The 19,225-nt window shown below is 43.0% G+C and carries 20 protein-coding genes; 15 read left to right on the top strand and 5 right to left on the bottom strand.

The window, feature by feature from the left end; translation table 11 throughout:
* Window positions 1–105: 105 nt before the first annotated feature.
* Window positions 106–2,367, top strand: coding sequence for a choline BCCT transporter BetT (gene betT / locus EI162_RS06415; protein ID WP_192523565.1), 2,262 nt, complete (start codon window positions 106–108; stop codon window positions 2,365–2,367).
* Between the two features lie 395 nt (window positions 2,368–2,762).
* Here betT and EI162_RS06410 read toward each other — a convergent pair whose 3' ends face one another.
* Both EI162_RS06410 and EI162_RS06405 read right to left on the bottom strand, forming a co-directional pair.
* Window positions 2,763–3,224, bottom strand: coding sequence for a DMT family transporter (locus EI162_RS06410; RefSeq protein WP_192523564.1), 462 nt, complete (start codon window positions 3,222–3,224; stop codon window positions 2,763–2,765).
* 43 nt (window positions 3,225–3,267) lie between these two features.
* Window positions 3,268–3,711 (bottom strand): DMT family transporter, encoded by a 444-nt coding sequence (locus tag EI162_RS06405; protein WP_192523563.1) that lies wholly within the window; start codon window positions 3,709–3,711, stop codon window positions 3,268–3,270.
* 123 nt (window positions 3,712–3,834) lie between these two features.
* Here EI162_RS06405 and EI162_RS06400 point away from each other — a divergent pair, with 123 nt between their 5' ends.
* The 3 genes from EI162_RS06400 to EI162_RS06390 all read left to right on the top strand — a co-directional run bounded on the left by EI162_RS06400 (window position 3,835) and on the right by EI162_RS06390 (window position 5,560).
* Complete coding sequence (locus EI162_RS06400) at window positions 3,835–4,296, top strand: methyltransferase family protein (protein ID WP_192523562.1); 462 nt, start codon at window positions 3,835–3,837, stop codon at window positions 4,294–4,296.
* A gap of 109 nt (window positions 4,297–4,405) precedes the next feature.
* Entirely contained in the window at window positions 4,406–5,221 is an 816-nt protein-coding gene (locus tag EI162_RS06395; RefSeq protein ID WP_192523561.1) for a PhzF family phenazine biosynthesis protein, read from the top strand.
* A 6-nt stretch (window positions 5,222–5,227) separates the two neighbouring features.
* On the top strand, window positions 5,228–5,560 hold the full coding sequence (locus tag EI162_RS06390; protein ID WP_192523560.1) for a YnfA family protein: 333 nt from the start codon (window positions 5,228–5,230) through the stop codon (window positions 5,558–5,560).
* Between the two features lie 103 nt (window positions 5,561–5,663).
* Here EI162_RS06390 and EI162_RS14755 read toward each other — a convergent pair whose 3' ends face one another.
* Entirely contained in the window at window positions 5,664–5,786 is a 123-nt protein-coding gene (locus EI162_RS14755; protein ID WP_263972259.1) for a hypothetical protein, read from the bottom strand.
* 417 nt (window positions 5,787–6,203) lie between these two features.
* On the opposite strand from EI162_RS14755, the gene EI162_RS06385 reads away from it, so the two are divergent.
* The 11 genes from EI162_RS06385 (at window position 6,204) to radA (ending at window position 17,486) form a co-directional block, all read left to right on the top strand.
* Window positions 6,204–6,809 (top strand): 6-pyruvoyl trahydropterin synthase family protein, encoded by a 606-nt coding sequence (locus EI162_RS06385; RefSeq protein ID WP_192523559.1) that lies wholly within the window; start codon window positions 6,204–6,206, stop codon window positions 6,807–6,809.
* The gene (gene tsaE, locus EI162_RS06380) at window positions 6,809–7,345 is read left to right on the top strand and encodes a tRNA (adenosine(37)-N6)-threonylcarbamoyltransferase complex ATPase subunit type 1 TsaE (protein ID WP_192523558.1); all 537 of its coding nucleotides are present in this window, start codon (window positions 6,809–6,811) and stop codon (window positions 7,343–7,345) included. The genes EI162_RS06385 and tsaE overlap by 1 nt, the downstream gene beginning before the upstream one ends.
* A 48-nt stretch (window positions 7,346–7,393) precedes the next feature.
* Window positions 7,394–9,145: a DNA mismatch repair endonuclease MutL gene (mutL, locus tag EI162_RS06375; protein ID WP_192523557.1), complete on the top strand. Its 1,752-nt coding sequence runs from the start codon at window positions 7,394–7,396 to the stop codon at window positions 9,143–9,145.
* Between the two features lie 115 nt (window positions 9,146–9,260).
* On the top strand, window positions 9,261–10,460 hold the full coding sequence (gene miaA / locus EI162_RS06370) for a tRNA (adenosine(37)-N6)-dimethylallyltransferase MiaA (protein ID WP_192523556.1): 1,200 nt from the start codon (window positions 9,261–9,263) through the stop codon (window positions 10,458–10,460).
* A 393-nt stretch (window positions 10,461–10,853) separates the two neighbouring features.
* On the top strand, window positions 10,854–11,393 hold the full coding sequence (gene hfq / locus EI162_RS06365; RefSeq protein WP_192523555.1) for an RNA chaperone Hfq: 540 nt from the start codon (window positions 10,854–10,856) through the stop codon (window positions 11,391–11,393).
* Between the two features lie 288 nt (window positions 11,394–11,681).
* Window positions 11,682–12,674: a KpsF/GutQ family sugar-phosphate isomerase gene (locus EI162_RS06360; RefSeq protein WP_192523554.1), complete on the top strand. Its 993-nt coding sequence runs from the start codon at window positions 11,682–11,684 to the stop codon at window positions 12,672–12,674.
* A gap of 73 nt (window positions 12,675–12,747) precedes the next feature.
* Window positions 12,748–13,314, top strand: coding sequence for a KdsC family phosphatase (locus EI162_RS06355; RefSeq protein ID WP_192523576.1), 567 nt, complete (start codon window positions 12,748–12,750; stop codon window positions 13,312–13,314).
* A complete protein-coding gene (lptC, locus tag EI162_RS06350) occupies window positions 13,311–13,895 on the top strand; it encodes an LPS export ABC transporter periplasmic protein LptC (RefSeq protein WP_192523553.1) in 585 nt (194 codons plus the stop codon). Before EI162_RS06355 ends, lptC begins: the two co-directional genes overlap by 4 nt.
* A 391-nt stretch (window positions 13,896–14,286) precedes the next feature.
* Complete coding sequence (lptA, locus tag EI162_RS06345; protein WP_192523575.1) at window positions 14,287–14,769, top strand: lipopolysaccharide transport periplasmic protein LptA; 483 nt, start codon at window positions 14,287–14,289, stop codon at window positions 14,767–14,769.
* A gap of 257 nt (window positions 14,770–15,026) precedes the next feature.
* Window positions 15,027–15,788, top strand: coding sequence for an LPS export ABC transporter ATP-binding protein (lptB, locus tag EI162_RS06340; RefSeq protein ID WP_192523574.1), 762 nt, complete (start codon window positions 15,027–15,029; stop codon window positions 15,786–15,788).
* 258 nt (window positions 15,789–16,046) lie between these two features.
* Window positions 16,047–17,486, top strand: a complete 1,440-nt coding sequence (gene radA, locus EI162_RS06335) for a DNA repair protein RadA (RefSeq protein WP_192523552.1) — start codon at window positions 16,047–16,049, stop codon at window positions 17,484–17,486.
* 183 nt (window positions 17,487–17,669) lie between these two features.
* Here the strand turns inward: radA and EI162_RS06330 are convergent, their stop codons facing one another.
* Complete coding sequence (locus EI162_RS06330; protein WP_192523551.1) at window positions 17,670–18,284, bottom strand: septal ring lytic transglycosylase RlpA family protein; 615 nt, start codon at window positions 18,282–18,284, stop codon at window positions 17,670–17,672.
* A 600-nt stretch (window positions 18,285–18,884) separates the two neighbouring features.
* Window positions 18,885–19,225 (bottom strand): IS30 family transposase (locus tag EI162_RS06325; RefSeq protein WP_192523308.1); only part of this gene is annotated, 341 nt, incomplete at its 5' end.

The following is a 19,225-nucleotide window of genomic DNA, read 5'->3' as shown; positions in this document are numbered from 1 at the left end:
ACTATCAATTGGCTTAGGGTAGACATAATCTACTTTTCAAAACTATAACAGCATCTAGAAGCATATTTGCTTACTGGGTGTCAGTTGCATGCAAGGAATGCGCCTATGACCATAGATCCATCAGATGATAAGTTAGCCAAAAACTCTCAGCCAAACGAGCAAATCGAACGTACCCAAACGCCATTTGAGCGCAGTCAGTTTGGCGGCTCAGAGCGCCAGTCTAAGACTTATCTTGAAGACGATGCGCCTATATCGCGCAGTGATTTAAAAAAAGGCGCACAAGAGCTATCAGAAAATGCCGTCACCCATGTCAATTGGAGCGTGCTGATTATCTCATCGATTGTGATTGCCGCCTTTTCAATCTGGGCAATTATTATGCCCGATGGCGCAAGTACGACAATGAAAGCGGTGGTTGATTGGATTGCCACCAACCTTGGCTGGTACTACGTCATTACTATGGTGATGGTGATTGGCTTTGTGCTTTGGGTAGCACTGTCTAAAGCGGGCAGTATTCGCCTTGGGCCTGATGAGTCGCGCCCGCAATATAAGCTTGGCACTTGGGCGGCGATGCTCTTTGCGGCTGGCGTCGGCATTGACTTGTTATTCTTCTCAGTGACTGGTCCTGTGGTGCAGTATTTGACCCCACCATCAGGGGATGGCGCAACCGCTGAGGCAATGCAAAACGCGGTGGTTTGGACGATGTTTCATTACGGCATCGCTGGCTGGGCCGTATACTCTTTACTTGGTATGGCGATGGGGTATTTTGCTTACCGCTGGGACATGCCGTTGTCTATTCGGGCAGCGCTGTATCCTTTATTTGGTAAGCGCGTCAATGGGCCTATCGGTCATGGCATTAGTATCTTAGCGTTAGTAGGGACGGTATTTGGTGTCGCGACCACCATGGGTATCGGCGTGGTATTGCTAAACGTGGGTTTTTCTAAGATTTTTGGGTTAGAGGAAGGGCTCACGCTACAGATAGCGCTGGTAATCGGTGCAGTCATCTTAACGATTGCGGCCACTAGCTCAGGCGTTGACCGTGGTATTCGCTGGATATCTGAGTTGAACCTTTGGAGTGCGGTGGCGATGATGGCGTTTATTCTCATCGCAGGCGAGACCGCATTTTTATTAAATGCACTGGTGGAAAACTTAGGTCAATTCTTCGTTACTTTACCTGCGCGTATTTTTAAAACCTTTGCGTATGTGCCTGGTAGTAGCGAATGGATGGGCGGCTGGACATTATTCTTCTGGGCATTTTGGCTGGCGTGGGGGCCCTTTGTCGGGGTGTTTTTGGCGCGTATTTCGCGTGGCCGTACACTACGCGAGTTCGTTATCGCGGCGATTACTGTACCGGTATTATGTGACTTTATTATCGTTTCTTTCTTTGGCAACTCAGCACTCTATCAAGTATTGCAAGGTAATACCGCCTTTGCTGAGCTTGCAATTCAAAGCCCAGAGCAAGGTTGGTATGCTTTGCTTGAGATGTTCCCTGGCGCGTCTATCTTAGTCATATTAGCGACGTTTTCGGGATTGCTATTTTATATTACCAGCGCCAACTCAGGGGCAATGGTCATGTCAAATTTCTCTGCCTCTATTCCAGACCCAAGCGAAGATGGTCCCAAATGGCTGCGTATATTTTGGGCAGTACTGACGGCGGTGTTGACCATATCCATGCTGATAGCGGGCGGAGTCATCACCATGGAGTATGCGACGCTTATTTTTGCACTGCCGGTGACGGTGATCGTTTATCTGGTGATGTTCTCTTTTTATAAAGCCTTAAAAATAGAGCAGGCCGAACGCGAAGGTACGGTGTTACGTCGTCCGTCTATCGCGCCCAGTGGCGGGCATATACCCGAACGCTCATGGACGCAGCGTTTAGGACAAATGCTGACCTATCCCTCTAAGCGCGAGTCTATCAAATTCCTTGAGCGAATCGTACGACCAGCACTCGATGATGTGGCCAATGAGTTCCATCGCCAAGGCTATGATGTCGAGCGACTCAATGCCGACCATGAAAGCAATGCGGCTGATGCGACTAACTTTGTTGGCAATACTAACATCATCGCTGCATCGGGGCCGTTGCTACGAGTTTCGACGGCTGCTATGGATGATTTTTATTATCAGGTGTCTATGGTCGAAACGCCGTCGCCGACCTTTAGCGGTAAGATGGCCGCTGATACGGATGTATATTATCGACTAGAAGTAACGACACAAACGGGTTCGGGTGGTTATGATTTGATGGGGCTGACTAAGCAGCAAGTGATTGATGATGTGCTTGAGCAATATCAAGCGTATTTGACTTTTTTGACGGCTCCTATGGAGGTCGATGAAGGGTTAGAGCAAGCAATGCCGATAATAGTTAAAGAGTGATAAAGTTAGGTAGATGATAGGTAGGTTAATTGCAATACTCGCCATTAAGATAGGATAATTAATACTATGTTAATAAGCTGAGTTGCGGTGGAATTTGTGTATATTTTTAAGCTTTGTTCCAATACTAGTAAAAGTAAGCCCAACCGCGTGGCAGCGCGGTATATAAATGCGAATCTTCAATGATTCAACCGGTTGAGTCGTTTGAATGGATTAACACCATGAAAATCTCAACTAACATAGAGATAAAAGTAAACGTAGCAGCAATAATTACTGCCATTAGTGGACTTGTACTTACGGTTGCTATGATTTATTTCAATCTTTGAAAAGCCCTATGCTGTCAGCGGCAGTTGGCATTATAGGCATTAATTCTATGTCGTTTTTATTGATTTCTCTCACTAACTCATAATCCGCCCACGCACATTACTCAAATAAATCAAATACAGCGCGCCAGCGAGTAGGGCGATAGCTGCTACGCGTTTATAATCTAATACTATCTGCGAATTACCAAACCAACCAAAGTGGTCAACCAAAAGTCCCATAATGATTTGCCCAGCGATGACGGCCACAATGGTTGCCGCCGTACCGATTCGTGGCACGCCAATTACGATAGCCACCATCGAAAACGTACCGAATAACGCGCCTGATAATTGCCATGGCGGTACACTAAGCATCGTTTCTGCCTGTGGTTGCTCAAAGAAGATCACTAAAAACCATAAAATAATCGCCGCGACCACGTTGGCAAGCCATGCTGTTGTGACCACATCGGTACGGACGCTAAGCGACCCATTGATGGAGGATTGCGCGGCAATTGCCATGCCGCCCAGCAATAACAAAGGGAAGGCAAGAGTTAATAGCATGGTATTTTCCTTAATATCGTCATCTTTTGAACCGTCCTCGTTATCAATAAATCAGCCAAAGTGCCACTAAAATTAATCCCAATGCCCCAAGACGATAGCGGTCGATGGCGCGGCGAGCGCTTCCTAGTAACCCGAAATGATCAATCACTAAACTGGCGCTGATTTGACCGCATAAAATACCGACCATCGTCGTTCCAACACCGACCAAAGGCGTAGTGATAGTAAGGATAATGGTATAAATAAAGCCGACAAGACCACCGGTTAGTAACCATTTTGGTTGTTTGGGTAGCGAGGATAAATAATTGCGCCGACCCATTATCATTAGTATGGCCATCGCCAAACTAAAAACCAGCACGCCGATTAAAAATATGGATAAAGACGCTGATAGCTGTCCGATAGTTTCCCCTAAAGGACCTAAAAAAGCTGCTTCCACAGCCAATGCCATCCCGCCTGATACTACGAATAACAACATCAAAATTTGCTTCATAGCCTGCCTTTTAATATTTTTTCTGACTTATATGAAATAAAAGCCCATATTGTATGGCTATAGGTTAACGGATACAATGAATGACGCCAAAACGATGTATCTATATACCCATACGGTGACCTTATGAATTCTCTAGAGCTAAAAATACCACCACCAGCACAATTCGTTATTACTGCTGCTGCGATGTTTGGTGTCTCTAAAATTGTGCCTGCTTTGAAGTTCACGCTCACTGGCTCAACTGGATTAGCCGTTGGTTTGGGAGTCATAGGATTAAGTAGTGGGATTATGGGTGTGACTCAATTTAGAAAAGCCCAAACTACTCCCAGTCCAAAAGAAATTGACAAGGCAACTAGCTTAGTGACTAGTGGTATTTACCAATATACTCGTAACCCCATGTATCTAGGGTTGACGCTTATTTTGTTAGGTTGGGCGCTATATTTATCTCATTTTTTGGCATTTATTTTAATACCAATCTTTATGGTTTATATGACCCGCTTTCAGATTCAACCAGAAGAACGGATGATGACGCAGAAATTTAGCGATAAATATCGAGCATATGTATCAAGAGTTAGACGTTGGTTATAAAGCTGCACAACACACTATCTATAGGCAGTTCTAAATAAAAGCGATAGGTTGGCAGCACTCGTATCAGTCTTAAAGTGAATCAACTACATCAATAAAAAAAGAGAAAGTTATGCAACTAGAAATCAATGTCATCGATGCTTTTACTGATACGGTTTTTAAAGGCAATTCTGCAGCCGTTATTATCACCGATAGCTGGCTTGATGCAACGTTAATGCAGTCTATTGCTTTTGAGAATAACTTATCTGAAACAGCCTTTATCGTAGCTGATGATAAAGGGATATATCACATACGCTGGTTTTCACCGCTGACAGAGATTGATTTTTGTGGACACGCAACCTTGGCATCGGCGTTTGTGCTATTTAAGAAAAATCCGACTGTAAACTGTATTAGATTTTCAGCCAAAGCGGTGGGTATTTTGACTATCGTCCAAACAGATACAGGCAAAATACAAATGGACTTCCCAAATAGGATGCCTGAAAAAGTGGACGATATTCCTGATAGTTTATTAGCAGGTCTTTCCATTGCTGCGCCTGTTGAGGTTTACCGTAATGCTCAAGCATATTTTGTGGTTTATGATTCGGAGTCTGATGTATTGACGGTTGAGCGTGATAACGAACAGCTTAAAAAGCTTGCGCCTTTAGATGTGGTGGTGACTTGTCAGACTAAATCTGTCGACTATAAAAACTATGATTTTATTTCACGCTATTTTTGGCCAGCCAATGGTGGTGACGAGGATCCAGTCACGGGCTCAGCGCATACAGGACTTGCGCCATTATGGGCAGAGCGTTTAGATAAAAGTAAATTGCTTGCTTATCAAGCCTCAAAACGCGGCGGGGTGTTGGATTGTGTGGTTAAATCAGATAGAGTGCTTATTTCTGGTAACGCAGTGCAGTATTTGACGGGATTTATCACGATCGAGGAGTAGTGGGTTTTGACTGAATTAAAAACAGTGGGGCTTTTTGCGGTCACAGCGTTGGCTGAAATTGCAGGCTGTTATTTGCCGTATCTGTGGTTACGAGAAGGTAAGTCTATTTGGCTACTTATCCCTGGGGCGTTAAGTTTGGTCGCTTTTGTCTGGTTATTATCCTTACATCCAACCGCTGCCGGTCGAGTCTACGCAGCTTATGGCGGTGTTTATATCACCATGGCTATTTTATGGTTATGGACGGTAAATGGTACACGCCCAACCACTTGGGATATATTGGGTTCTGTCGTTGCGCTGCTAGGTATGGCGATTATCATGTTTGCACCGCGCAGTGCCTAGTATAAAAACAGCGCCTAGCATAGAAAATGCCAATCAAACCATGAGGTTCGATTGGCATTTTTCAATTAGCGTAGCGTCAATCAGAATACCGATGCACTTAATATTAATGTTTGCCTAAGATACTGCCATTGTCATCTTTCTTGGCTTGTTTAGCCGCTTTTTTCTCTTTTGCCGTTAATAGCGGTTTCTTTTTTACGTTCTTTTTACTGTCTTGACTTTTGCTCATGGTTTTTTCCTCTTGAGATAAGCCGTAATGCCTTTAGAGCCAAAATAAATAGACTTAAAGGTTAGGATAGAGCTTATGTCGCAAATGGTGCGTACTGCAACGAGTATAGGCTCAAGACCTAGTAATAGATAGCGCCCGCACAATTCACCTACGTTTAGTATCAATATTGTTTTTAAGTGCTTCCATTTTTAAGTAATCTCACTTTTAGCTAAGCGTGTTTTTAGTTTAGACTACTTTTAAAAGCTCTTTTGTAAATCGGTCTGATTGATTCGCTTAATCAATCACGGTATTAATAAGTGCTTACTTACGGATACATGGCGATTTGCTATAATGAGCGACAAGCCGATAAGTAGCCGCGGCAAACTTTTATTATATTAATATTTAGTACAGTAATGCTTACTGTTTTGGTTGATTATTATGCGTATCCGTAAACTTTTTAAATTTGAAAATGCGCATATTGTGCGTAATTGTAGCTCTGAGCGCTGCAAGCATTCTATCCATGGTCACAGTTATCAGATTGAGCTGATTCTTGAAGCCAAACGCTTAGATCATGGGCAGATGGTCTATGACTTTGGTTTATTAAAATCTTCGATTAAAGATATTATCGATAGCTTCGATCATGCGATTTGTTTTTGGAGTAAAGACGATCCTGAGTATATTGCTGCCTGCAAAAAATTCAGTGCGCGCTGGATAAGTTTACCAGTCTCGCCATCGGCAGAGCAGTTCTCGAGAGTCATTTTCTTTTGGGCGCAAGAAATTTTAAAACAAACCCAAATGCAAAATGGCGAATCTGATGTCAGTGTCTACTCGGTGATTGCACACGAAACTGCCACTGGTTATGCTCAATGCTTTGCTGATGATGTGGCCAATGAGCAAATGGGTAAGTTGGTTTTAGAAGAGTTTGAATTTAGCGAACAAGTCAGTGCGGAATGGCATGATCCTGAGCTATATGCAAAACTGATTCGTGGTGAGAGCTTTGTTAATCCAACTGTCACTATGCAAGTGCCGGCAGGTACAGCCTGATGTCGAAAGCTAATGAAAATTCTGCTGATGATAAAAGCTCAATCGTTATCACCCTTTATTCTGAAAAAGATACGCAAGTATTGGCTGCGCAATTGGCGGCTTTACCGCTGACAGGTAGTGTGTGGTTGGCAGGAGATCTAGGAGCAGGTAAAACGACTTTGACTCGTTACTGGTTACAAGCGCTGGGTCATAAAGGGGCAGTGAAAAGCCCAACTTATACCTTGGTAGAGCCTTATAATATCAAGCAAGATGACGGCACAACCAAGCCAGTCTATCATGCTGATTTATATCGTTTGCAAGATCCAGAAGAGTTATCCTTTATCGGTTTTGATGAATATCTAGATGAGCCAAATGCGCTGGTTATTATCGAATGGGCGAGTCGTGCGGACAGCTATTTACCGCCGCCGACATTGTTTATTGATATGACTCAAAGTGACAGCGCAAATAGTAATGAAAAAGAGCGCCGCCAAGTTGAGCTAAGGCTATCGAAAGCAGGACAGGCGCAAGGATTAGATCTGTCAGCGATAAAAATTTAGCTTTAACCACAGTCAAACCTCTTATTGCTTAAAATATGATATCTATTAATGCCTGACAATGATTCCAACACTCGTATCAAAAAACTATCGCCACTGCTAATCAACCAATTAGCAGCCGGTGAGGTAGTCACGCGTCCAGCCGCTGTGGTTAAAGAGCTGCTAGAGAATGCTATTGATGCCAATGCCACCAATATTGAGATACATATTACCCAAGGTGGTATGAGCATGATTGAAGTGATAGACAATGGTGTGGGTATTCATGCCGATGATATGGTGATGGCAATTACCCGACATGCCACTAGTAAAGTCGCTGATGTGGCGAACTTACATGGCATTACGACGTTGGGTTTTCGCGGAGAAGCATTGGCAGCGACGGCTGCGGTGTCACGTTTAACCTTGACCAGCAGTCATGATAATAGTGGTGTTGGTCGTCAGCTGCAGGTCGCTGGTGTGTTGGATGACGTGCCAAAGCTCATACCTGTCGTGCATCAACGCGGTACGACAATTACGGTTAAAGACTTATATTTTAATGTGCCAGCGCGGCGCGGTAATTTGAAATCTATAGCAACTGAATTTGGTCATATTGAGACGATAGTACGTGAAGTGGCTTTAGCGCGCGCTGATGTGGCGCTGACGCTTTTTCATGATAATAAGAAACGTCTGTCATTATCATCAAGATCAGTATCTTCAAGTGCGAGCGGAAATGGCAATGATACGGCCAATCGTCTGCCATTATCGCGCCTTGAGCAAGCAACTGGTATACCGCTAAAAGATAACGCGCTAAAAATAGCCATTGATCTCAGTAGTTTAATGCACCAGTCTAGCAAGTACACTAATCATAGCGTTAACAAGCAAGCAGGGGTTGATGGCTGGTTATGGCCTATAACTGGTTCACAGCATACCGTGCCAAAATTAATCTACGTAAATGGTAGGTTGGTGAAAGAGGCCTTGATTAGCAACCAGCTACGCCAACTTGCACAAGCTGCACAGTTAGCAGGCATTGGTTATGCACTTTATTTTGAGCTGCCTACTGAATGGCTGAATATCAATGTGCATCCGTCCAAACAGCGCATTAAAATCACCTCACTTAACAACATCATGGCGCATTTAAATCATGCGATTCAATCAAAGCTTAAAAACATCGCTGCGACAGAGCAGGCTGCTATCAATGATAAGCAGAGTAAGCAAATAATAGAAAAAAATACCTTAATAAGTAACGAAGTCTTAGATGCTACAGATAATAGGGTGGTTAAGAAAAATTATAAAAATACTGCAATACCTTATCAAAATAAACAAGAAAACAGGCAGGTAAAAGCCCCTAAGCAGTCTTATCAGTTAGCAGAAAGTGCCACAGATGCAGCGCTCAGAAATACCGTAAATAGTTCTGATCAAATATCGATAAGATATGATGCTTTACCGCATTGCTTGGATATTATTACTGACTTAAATAATATAGCAATTGCGCCTTCTTTGATAAAAGGTATTGACTACAAGACGCTGCCTTGGCTGTTATTTTATAGTCAAAAGCAGTATTTTCTTATTGGCGCAGAGGATTGGCAATCCAAAGTAAGTTTGCTATATGAGTCCGATACATTTAAAGAAAGTGTATTTGAAAAGAAAGGTTTATTCAGTAGTACTGCTGATATCAACCAACACCTTGCTACTTTAGGCGCGCAAATGTCTGTGCAAGATTTTCGAGCGTTTACCGTAGACCTCAAAGAATTACTCAGTAAACACGCCCTTAAAACCATAGATAGCAGTCAATTAGTAGCATTGCTACTATCATCTGCACCTGAGTAACAGAATATAAAAAGTCTGATCCCATACAAATAATCCATCAGTTTCTATATAGCCAATTTCTATTCCAACGATTCATACCGTAAATATTAATTCTGTAACTTTTTAAGGCAATCGTATGCGTCTTTCGTCTGATAGCTTGTCTCACCGCTTGGGTGCCAATTTGGCGGATAATAGTGTGGTGTGTTTGATGGCACCAACGGCAAGTGGCAAAACTGCACTGGCCTATGAGCTTTATGATAGCGGGCGCTATGAGCTGATTTCAGTAGATTCAGCTTTGGTATATCGTGAGATGAACATCGGCACAGCGAAACCAACGGCTACTGAGCTGGCACGCTATCCCCATCATTTAGTCGATATCATTGATCCGATGCAAAGCTATAGTGTCGCTGAGTTTGTCAGTGATGTGGCACGCCTGATCGATGATTGCCATAAAAATAGCAAAATACCATTGCTGGTCGGCGGCACCATGATGTATTACATGGCATTGCTTGACGGACTGTCCCCGATTCCTGATAGCGATGATGCTGTCCGTGCGCGTGTCGAGCAGTGGCGCCAAGATGAGGGTATTAGCGCGCTATATGAGTACCTTGGTAAGATAGATCCGATTAGCCATCAGCGCCTTAAGGCCTCTGATACCCAGCGTATTACCCGAGCTATAGAAGTATATCTACAAACAGATATTCCACTCAGTGACTGGCAACAAAAGCCCAAACAAGCACTGGCCCATAATCCAAACCAGCAATGGCATGCATTGTCGGTGATGCCAGATCGTCCATGGCTACATGAGCGTATCGAGCAGCGTCTAGATATCATGTGGGCAGAGGGTTTGGTTTATGAAGTCATCGGTTTGCTTGAGCGTTATCCTTTGACACCCAATTTGCCTTCGATGCGCTGTGTTGGCTATCGGCAAGTATTGGAGTATCTAGTCCATATTAATCACCCTGTATTTGAACAATCGCATTTGGACAAAGCGCAGTTTTATGAGGCTTTTGCTGAAACTAAGGTATCAAACACTGAGAAAGTAAAACAAGGGATAACCGATCAAAATGAGATGACTCAGGCACATTTATCAAAGGTCGATAGTCAGACGGAGGCGCTTGCTTGTCAGCAAATGCAAAATAAGGCATTATATGCGACAAGACAGTTGGCCAAGCGTCAGTACACGTGGTTGCGCAAGGTCATACAACTGCCTAATGCGTCATCAGGGGTGGCACTGGCGTCTGATTTGGGCAGTGCTACGAATGCTTCTGTAGATAATAATGTAACGATAAAAGCCTTTACAACGATGGCGCAGGTAAGAGAATATCTATATTAAAACCGTTGTATGACAGGTGTGTTAAACTTTATAAAGATATGAAAAAGTAATGACAATAAGTTTCAAAGTATTATGGTAATAAATGTTATAATTTATATCTACTCGAATGTTGAGTTTGGTACCGATACAATTGCATTTTCATAGCTATTAATTGAAGTTGTCGATTGGTTTTTTATTTATAAAAATAACTACTGAAACAACCAGTTACTTAATTTTTCACAATAACAATGTATTCGCGATAAAGTAGAATTACTTAAGAAAATTTAGTATTTATTTAGATACGTTTTATAAATAAAAATTATTATTGTATCTGCCTTTAGCCATTATAATTAATGCAACACTTAGAATAATTGGCACTCAAAACATAACTATATAATATTTAGGAGAGATTTCATGTCAAAAGGACAAACTTTACAAGATCCGTTCTTGAACTCGCTGCGCAAAGATCGCATTCCTGTTTCTATCTTTTTGGTTAATGGTATAAAGTTACAAGGTCAGATCGAGTCATTTGACCAGTATGTAGTATTGCTTAAAAATACAGTCAGTCAAATGGTGTACAAACATGCCATCTCAACAGTAGTTCCGGCTCGCAACCCACGGAGTAATACTACGACAGGTACGAGTGCTCAACCTCAAGGTGCAACACCAGCGGGTTATCAGACTGGTGGAATGAGTGGTGGCTTTGAGCGCGGCGGCAACCCTGCTAGTGCTGGTGGGTTTGAAGAGCGTGGCTTTGCGAATCGTAGTGGTTTTAATCGCGGTGGTTTTGGTCAGAGTCAAGAGCGCGGTTTTGAGCGTGGTAGCTTTGGTCAGGGTCAAGAACGCGGCTTTGAGCGCGGTGGCTTTGGTCAAGATCGTGGCTTTGAATCACCAGCAGATGGCACAGGTTTTGAAGGCAAACCAGATGATGACTCTAACGACAATAATGGTTAAATAGTTGATAGTTGATAGTAGAGTGCCTCATTGAAGGTAACTAATTGAGACATGATTTATCCGATTAAGACCTGCTTCTATAGTGGGTTTTTTTTGTATAAGGCGAATCATAATTAGATGTCAATAATGACGATCCTTCTAAATACTGTAAGGCTAAGTCATGATTGGTATTACTAACAGGGGCATCTTTATAGGTTTTCCCAGTTATTATTAAGGTTAGCTATTATTAATATTGGTCATAATATAGTAAAATACCTTATTGATTCATTATAAAAATAGAGCGCATTCATGAGTAATACCCAAATTGACATAACCCACGAGCAATTTATCGGCACTGCCATCGACGCGATCAACACTGAGATATCTGCGCTGGCATTACTGACTGAACAAATAGATGATAGATTTGCGCAAGCGTGCGATATTATTTTGGCTTGTGAAGGTCGAGTTGTGGTCACGGGTATGGGTAAGTCAGGCTTAATTGGTCGTAAAATAGCGGCGACATTTGCTTCTACTGGCACGCCCGCCTTTTTCATGCACCCTGGCGAAGCAGGGCATGGTGATTTAGGCATGTTAGTAAAAGGTGATGTGTTGCTCGCTATTTCTAACTCTGGCGAGTCAGATGAGATAAAAATGCTACTACCAGTGGTTAAGCGCTTAAATATTCCGCTGATTAGTATCAGTCGTGATAAGCGCGGTATGCTACCACGTGCAGCTGATATTATATTGACGCTTGGCAAGTCTCAGGAGGCGTGCCCACTTAATCTCGCTCCTACTTCCAGCACGACGGCGACCTTAGCGCTCGGAGATGCTCTAGCAGTGGCTTTGGTACATGCGCGTAATTTTACTTCTGAAGATTTTGCATTGTCGCACCCTGCTGGGGCGCTAGGTCGTCAGCTGTTGACCCGAGTGGAGGACTTGATGCATACCAGCTCAGAAAATTTACCGCTTATCTATCATCAGGCACCTTTGCAAGAGGCTTTATTTACGATGTCTGCTGGGCGTTTGGGTATGACGGTCGTCATTGATGACCAACAAAGAGTGGTCGGTGTATTTACAGATGGTGACCTGCGCCGTGGGTTAGAAAAAGGTATCGATTTACAAACGCCCATGCATGAGTTGATGGTTAGCAACCCACGCCATATCAGTAAAACCATGCGCGCATCGGATGCTCTTAGTGTGATGAATGAAAATGGTATCAGTCAGTTATTAATCATCGATGAAAACAATCGTTTGGAAGCGATTATTACGGTACATGATTTGCTGCAAGCAGGTGTAAAGTAAGCCCAATCAGCGATAAAATGCATTGCTCATAAATATAACATTTAATACGCCTTAATATAATAAGAGATAAATGATGCAAGACTTAATAAAAAAAGCCGGACAAGTAAAGCTATTAGTGATGGATGTCGATGGTATCTTATCGAATGGTCAAATTATCTATGATGCCAATGGTGTCGAGACCAAGGCATTTTCTGTCCATGATGGCGTTGGCGTTAAGTCGTTGGCACGTTATGGTGTTTTGACCGCTATTATTACTGGTCGTAGCAGTGCCATGGTTGATAAGCGTGCCTCTGAGATGGGCGTTGATTACGTGGTGCAAGGTCGCGATGACAAACTTATTGCCTTGGAAGAATTGCTATCAACCCTCGATCCAGCGCTCGGTATTACTGCTGCTGACTGTGCTTATATGGGTGATGATTTGCCAGATATTAAAGCGATGCAAACGGTGGGATTTGCCGCAACAGTGCCGAATGCTCATGTAGAGGTTATCAATCGCAGTGATATGATTACTACTCGCGCAGGAGGTACTGGCGCTGTACGTGAAATATGCGATCTTATTTTAAAAGGTCATGGACATTATCAAGACTTTATCGCCCACTATACGCTTGATGAGACCCAAAATCAGGATAAATCGTCGTGAATACACGTATTTTAATTGTTTTGGCGTTGATTCTCGCTGGTATTGCAGGCTGGTTTTTTAAACAGCAAGGAGAGATAACGCCACCAGTTAGTATCGAAGCAACAGATGTTGATTATGAAGCGACCGATATTAAGGCTGTACAGACTAACGACAAAGGCGAAACTGAGTATGAGCTTACCGCCGAATCGTTGACCCACAATCCAGAGACCAATCTGGATGAGATGTCTGGTATTACTATGGATTGGGAACCCTCTACAGAGCAGCGCTATCGTATTGAAGCAGGTAGTGCGGCTATTAGTCAGCAGACAGGCGATCTGAGTCTCTCTGGTGGCTTTACATTGACTAGTGAAGGCAATAAAGATGCGCCTGATATCGCGCCGATAAAAGTGATTGGTAATACTCTGAAAGGCAATACCAAATCAGGACAAGTATATAGTGAGGAGCCTGTTAAGATTGAACAAGGGATGAACCGCTTTGAAGCCTCTAGCATGACCGCCAATCTTGAGACAGGTGAGTATGAGTTTGGCCAAGTCGCGGTTGCTTTCACCCCGGCTGAGCGACAAGATAAAGCACTGTTCTAACGACAGTTGCTTTCATTAAGTATGTACTCACTATTAAAAATCCATGATACTAAAAACATATGACAAAAGCAGCTAGGGCGTGTCATCATTTAGATTGTGAGGCTTAAAATGAGCAAAATTGCAGTCAAACAAGGAAAATAGCGCAGATAATATCGATATATTAACCAGTTATTTGACGATGTTTGGCAAAATTTAGCTATTTTAAGACCACTAAATGATTAAATGTGCTAATTGATGACATGCCCTAGTATAAAGTTTGCAAATTCTACTACCCATTATAAAACGAGTAATTTTTATGACATCTAAATTTTTGCCTACTTTACGCTCATTGTCGACAGCTCTAAACCTAACAACGCCTAGTCTACAAAAATTGCGTGCGCTACCAGTGGTCATGTTGTTAGCATTGCCGCTTTATAGTCATGCATTACCATCAGATGCCAATCAGCAAATTAAGCTGCTGGTGGATAAGGCTACCTATAGTGAGCGTACAGGTGTTACAAGTTACGCGGGCAGTGTGGTTATTACCCAAGGTACGTTTAAGATGACCGCCGACAATATTACTGTCAATTTATCTCAAGGTCGTAGTATTAATTCCGCAGTCGCGACTGGGCGTCCAGCAACCATGCAGCAGGTTGTCACCCAAGAAAAAGGTCTGGCAAAAGGTCAAGCAAATAAAATCGATTATAATGCAGTCACAGGTATCATTACCCTGACTGGTAATGCCAAGCTGGTTCAAAATGGCGCTAGTTTTGCGGGCAATGTCATTCGTTATAGCCTAAAAGCTGGCGATGTCGAAGCGACTGCTGGTGGTAATCAGCGAGTGGAGCTGGTGTTCCCGCCCAACAATAGCAACAGCCAAAGCAGCATACGCTAACCTAACTGTCGCTATCGATAGGTGAATACATCTGTATCAGTGCTCGAATTATGCCCTTTTAAAGTAAGTTGATGCACTTGAAAACAGATACAAGTGTTACTGTTTTAAATTTTTCGCAGCCTCCGTCACGCTTGCGATCAGCAAGCAAGAAAAGTTTATAACAGTAGCGTGTGTTTACTAGGGGCTGAATTCTATACAGCCCCTAATATATCGATTTTATTTAGAAATACCTATAAGTTATGAGTGATAATAAAAATATGGACTCTTTAGCAACAAATGATAATATTGTGCCAGCCATCCGTTTATCTATGCAAGGTTTGGGCAAGCGCTATGGCAAACGTTGGGTGGTAAAAGATGTCTCCTTCTCTGTTAAACAAGGGCAGGTCGTTGGACTATTAGGTCCAAATGGAGCAGGCAAAACCACCAGCTTTTATATGGTAGTAGGGCTGGTCAATATGGATAAAGGCCGTGTCACCTTGGGGAAAATGGACCTCTCTAAATATGCCATGCATGAGCGTGCGCGCGCAGGTATCGGCTACTTACCCCAAGAAGCCTCTATTTTTCGTAAGCTATCTATTGAAGATAATATACTGGCTATCTTACAAACTCGTACAGAGTTGAGTGCTAATGAGCAGCGGCAAGAGCTTGAAAAATTAATCGGTGAGTTCCATTTAGAGCACGTACGAAAATCATTGGGTATGAGCGTGTCTGGTGGTGAGCGTCGTCGCTGTGAAATCGCCCGTGCTTTGGCCGCTGATCCAAAGTTTATCTTATTAGATGAGCCTTTTGCAGGCGTTGATCCTATCTCTGTTAGTGATATTAAAGACGTTATCCTAACCCTAAAAAATCGTGGTATTGGGGTGTTAATCACTGACCATAACGTTCGCGACACCTTGGCCATTTGCGAAAAAGCCTATATCGTCTCAGAGGGCGCCATTATCGCTGAAGGTACAGCAAAAGAGGTCTTAGACAATGAGCTTGTGAAATCTGTGTATCTTGGTAAAGACTTTCAGGTATAGATCAGCCAATCAAACTATGATCAAAAAGCGCCGTAAAACCACGTCCTTCTAGGGCGTGGATATCAGGCGTCAACCGTTGTCATCTCGCATTGAAACCACCTTGATGTCAGTCAGCACTATTTGTGCAGTATTATTTGAAGATATTTAACATGCTGCAGATTCTTCTGACACTTTTCCGACACTAAGTGCCATCCCTTCTATTCTATACAGCCCCTATTAATTATTCTCAATAGTTTACCTGAATAAGGCCCAACCATTATGGCAAAAAATAAAAGCAGTTATGTCTGTCAGCATTGCGGTGCGCATTTTGGTAAGTGGGCAGGGCAATGTACCGATTGTAGCGAGTGGAATAGCTTGGTTGAAGCACCAAACGTCAGTATGCCGCATCATAATAAAAGTACTGCTAAGCCTGCCACTCGTGCAGCGCCACGAAATTCGTCCGGTGGCACACCAGCTGGCAACTATGCCGGTACTCATAGTGCAGTGATGCCGCTCAATGCGGTTAGTATCGGTTTGGATACACGCCTGCCAACGGGTATCAGTGAGTTTGATCGGGTATTGGGAGGTGGTTTGGTCGCCGGCTCTGTGGTACTGATAGGTGGTGATCCCGGTATCGGTAAGTCGACTATTCTATTACAGACAGCGACCAACATGGCAAAGGCCGACTCTTTAGCAGGCAGTGCATTATATGTGACTGGGGAAGAATCATTGGCGCAGGTAGCCATGCGTGCCAAACGCTTGGAGTTGCCAGCTGATAGATTGCGCGTACTTGCTGAGACCAATGTAGAGACCATCTGTGCGGCATTAACCCAAGAGCAACCTGCCATCGCCATTATTGACTCTATTCAGACCATTTATACCGACGCCATTAATTCTGCCCCAGGCGGTGTCAGCCAGATTCGTGAGTCTGCGGCTATCTTGACCCGTTATGCTAAACAGACTGGTACAGCATTATTCTTAGTAGGGCATGTAACTAAGGAAGGGACACTTGCAGGACCACGTGTACTTGAGCATATGGTTGATACGGTTTTATACTTCGAAGGTCAATCAGATTCGCGTTTTCGCATGATTCGTGCGGTCAAAAACCGCTTTGGAGCAGTAAACGAGCTAGGAATTTTTGGTATGACCGATATGGGGCTGAAAGAAGTCGCCAATCCATCGGCCATATTTTTGAGCCGTTATGACAGACCTGTTGCAGGTTCTGTGGTCATGGTCAGTCGCGAAGGTACAAGACCGCTATTAGTAGAAGTACAAGCCTTAGTTGATGACTCTCAAGGCTCTCCAAGACGGATGGCATTGGGATTGGATTTTCAGCGTTTGTCCATGCTGCTCGCCGTGATGCATCGTCATGGAGGTATTCATACCAGTGGACAAGATGTTTATGTCAACGTCGTCGGCGGTGTTAAGGTGATAGAAACAGGGTCGGATTTGGCGGTGCTGTTGGCGTGCGCCTCGAGCATCAAAGAAAAAGCTTTGCCGTCTTCGTTAGCTGTATTTGGTGAGGTAGGGTTGTCCGGTGAAATTCGCCCAGTACCCAATGGTCAAGAGCGTTTAAAAGAGGCGATGAAACATGGCTTTAAACACGCTATTATCCCTAAAGCCAATGCGCCTGCCAAGGGTTCTCCTCAGTTTAAGGGTATTAATGTGATTGCTGTTGAGCGTTTGGATGATGCGATTGAAAGCGCGTTTGAACTATAGTTTTTAAGCATAAATCTGCTAAACTTAAACAATCAAAGATCATAAAAAAAGCGCCTAACTATTAATTAAGTTAGGCGCTTTTTATTTAAAGCTGACAGTCTATTGTAGAAGGCTGCATCTGCATTATAAAAAAACCGTTAAAGGTTTAAACCGCTCATGGTCTAAAACGTTAAAGGTTTACAACTATGGACCTGAAACACGCTCGATAGCGACGTTGCCGACCCCTTTATTGGTAATGCCAAGTTGTTTAGCAGCACCATAAGATAAATCTAATACACGGTTGCCGTGGAATGGACCGCGATCGTTCACTTTTACCACCACGCTTTTACCGTTGGTTTTATTGGTGACTTTAACATAGCAGTTCAATGGTAATGAGCGATGAGCAGCAGTCAAACCATTCATATCAAAGGTTTCGCCACTGGCTGTTTTACGGCCGTGGAACTTACGACCATACCAAGAAGCTAAACCTGTCTGCTTAAATTTGCTGACTGAATTAGAGGCGACGGCTGTCAGACGCTCCAATACGTCTTCATCATTGGATGCTTGCGTCGTATCACTGCTCAACAATGGGCTGCTAAGCGCTAATGACGTAGGTTGGCGTGCTGATTTGACCAAGCTTGATGCACCATCATGCTGACGGCTAAGCTCACCAAGCACACGATCGATGTGGGAGGCGTTATCTTGCGAAAATGTCGCAAGCGTGGTTTTTGCTTCTACAGCGTTGGCACTAGTAGCGATTGTAGAGCCAGCAAACAAAACAGCTGACATGGTGAGTAAACCAGATAAACGCTTATTCATAGATACCTCTATAACTTATACATCAAAACCTAACTCTAATAAACTTAGATTGAGTGCGACCGCATTAGACCAATCTAACCGTGTCGCAAACTCTAAAGACTCACTATCAATCGATCATTCTTATAGAGATTGATATCAAATGGAGGCTTTTATGGGTTTTAATGTATGGTAATTTTTCATTGTATTATCATAAGGGGTTAGCGGTAATATGACCGAACCAGCTTATGATATTTTTGAATGATAATTAATAATATGAGTTAAGCACATAATCTAAAAATGAAGATTGCGTACTGATTTCACTATGTATTGAGTTTCCAAACCTTCTTACAGTGCTAAATTAGTAAAGGGTTTAAAGCGTGTTACGTTTTTCTTTGTTATTAAACCGTTAATTAAGTAGTGACTTTGAAACTCTGGAATTCATAGTTTGCTAACTATACGGACAATCTACGACTAAAATATAATCGAATGCAAAGTTATTTAGCAGCTGTGTACGTGTTATGTATCAACAGACAGTAAAAAGAGATTAACGCAATTTTTTGTAAAAAACAAGGATAAATACCGATTGGTATTAATACTTAGATTAACACACCAAGTGCAACGCTAAATTATATTATAGAACACCTGATTGGGCGTTTTAAACCCTAAGCGTTTTCTTGGTCTGTTGTTTAGTTTATTCTCAATGTCCTGTATCTCATTATCAGAGACTTGTCTAAAGTCACAACCCTTAGGCAAGAACTCTCTGATTAATCCGTTGGTATTCTCGTTGGTTCCTCGCTGCCATGACGCATAAGCATCGGCAAAGAAGAAAGCGCTAAAGAGCTTTTGTTTCACCTTCTTATGCTGAGCAAACTCTTTACCATTATCAGAGGTAATGGTCTTAACCTGCAACCTCACTGGCTTTAGGATACCTATCATTGCCTCTGATACTTGCTGTGCCGTTT

It is taken from the genome of Psychrobacter sp. FME6 (assembly GCF_014861365.1).
Classification (GTDB): domain Bacteria; phylum Pseudomonadota; class Gammaproteobacteria; order Pseudomonadales; family Moraxellaceae; genus Psychrobacter.
This window is presented reverse-complemented; position numbering and strand designations above follow the sequence as displayed.

What these genes read in the sequence shown, in the direction of transcription:
- miaA (WP_192523556.1), top strand. Translation starts at nt 9,261, where the DNA reads ATGCGTCTTTCGTCTGATAGCTTGTCTCACCGCTTGGGTGCCAATTTG.
- lptB (WP_192523574.1), top strand. Translation starts at nt 15,027, where the DNA reads ATGGACTCTTTAGCAACAAATGATAATATTGTGCCAGCCATCCGTTTA.
- betT (WP_192523565.1), top strand. Translation starts at nt 106, where the DNA reads ATGACCATAGATCCATCAGATGATAAGTTAGCCAAAAACTCTCAGCCA.
- EI162_RS14755 (WP_263972259.1), bottom strand. Translation starts at nt 5,786, where the DNA reads ATGAGCAAAAGTCAAGACAGTAAAAAGAACGTAAAAAAGAAACCGCTA.
- hfq (WP_192523555.1), top strand. Translation starts at nt 10,854, where the DNA reads ATGTCAAAAGGACAAACTTTACAAGATCCGTTCTTGAACTCGCTGCGC.
- mutL (WP_192523557.1), top strand. Translation starts at nt 7,394, where the DNA reads ATGCCTGACAATGATTCCAACACTCGTATCAAAAAACTATCGCCACTG.
- EI162_RS06400 (WP_192523562.1), top strand. Translation starts at nt 3,835, where the DNA reads ATGAATTCTCTAGAGCTAAAAATACCACCACCAGCACAATTCGTTATT.
- lptA (WP_192523575.1), top strand. Translation starts at nt 14,287, where the DNA reads ATGTTGTTAGCATTGCCGCTTTATAGTCATGCATTACCATCAGATGCC.
- EI162_RS06360 (WP_192523554.1), top strand. Translation starts at nt 11,682, where the DNA reads ATGAGTAATACCCAAATTGACATAACCCACGAGCAATTTATCGGCACT.
- EI162_RS06405 (WP_192523563.1), bottom strand. Translation starts at nt 3,711, where the DNA reads ATGAAGCAAATTTTGATGTTGTTATTCGTAGTATCAGGCGGGATGGCA.
- tsaE (WP_192523558.1), top strand. Translation starts at nt 6,809, where the DNA reads ATGTCGAAAGCTAATGAAAATTCTGCTGATGATAAAAGCTCAATCGTT.
- EI162_RS06395 (WP_192523561.1), top strand. Translation starts at nt 4,406, where the DNA reads ATGCAACTAGAAATCAATGTCATCGATGCTTTTACTGATACGGTTTTT.
- EI162_RS06355 (WP_192523576.1), top strand. Translation starts at nt 12,748, where the DNA reads ATGCAAGACTTAATAAAAAAAGCCGGACAAGTAAAGCTATTAGTGATG.
- radA (WP_192523552.1), top strand. Translation starts at nt 16,047, where the DNA reads ATGGCAAAAAATAAAAGCAGTTATGTCTGTCAGCATTGCGGTGCGCAT.
- EI162_RS06330 (WP_192523551.1), bottom strand. Translation starts at nt 18,284, where the DNA reads ATGAATAAGCGTTTATCTGGTTTACTCACCATGTCAGCTGTTTTGTTT.
- EI162_RS06385 (WP_192523559.1), top strand. Translation starts at nt 6,204, where the DNA reads ATGCGTATCCGTAAACTTTTTAAATTTGAAAATGCGCATATTGTGCGT.
- EI162_RS06410 (WP_192523564.1), bottom strand. Translation starts at nt 3,224, where the DNA reads ATGCTATTAACTCTTGCCTTCCCTTTGTTATTGCTGGGCGGCATGGCA.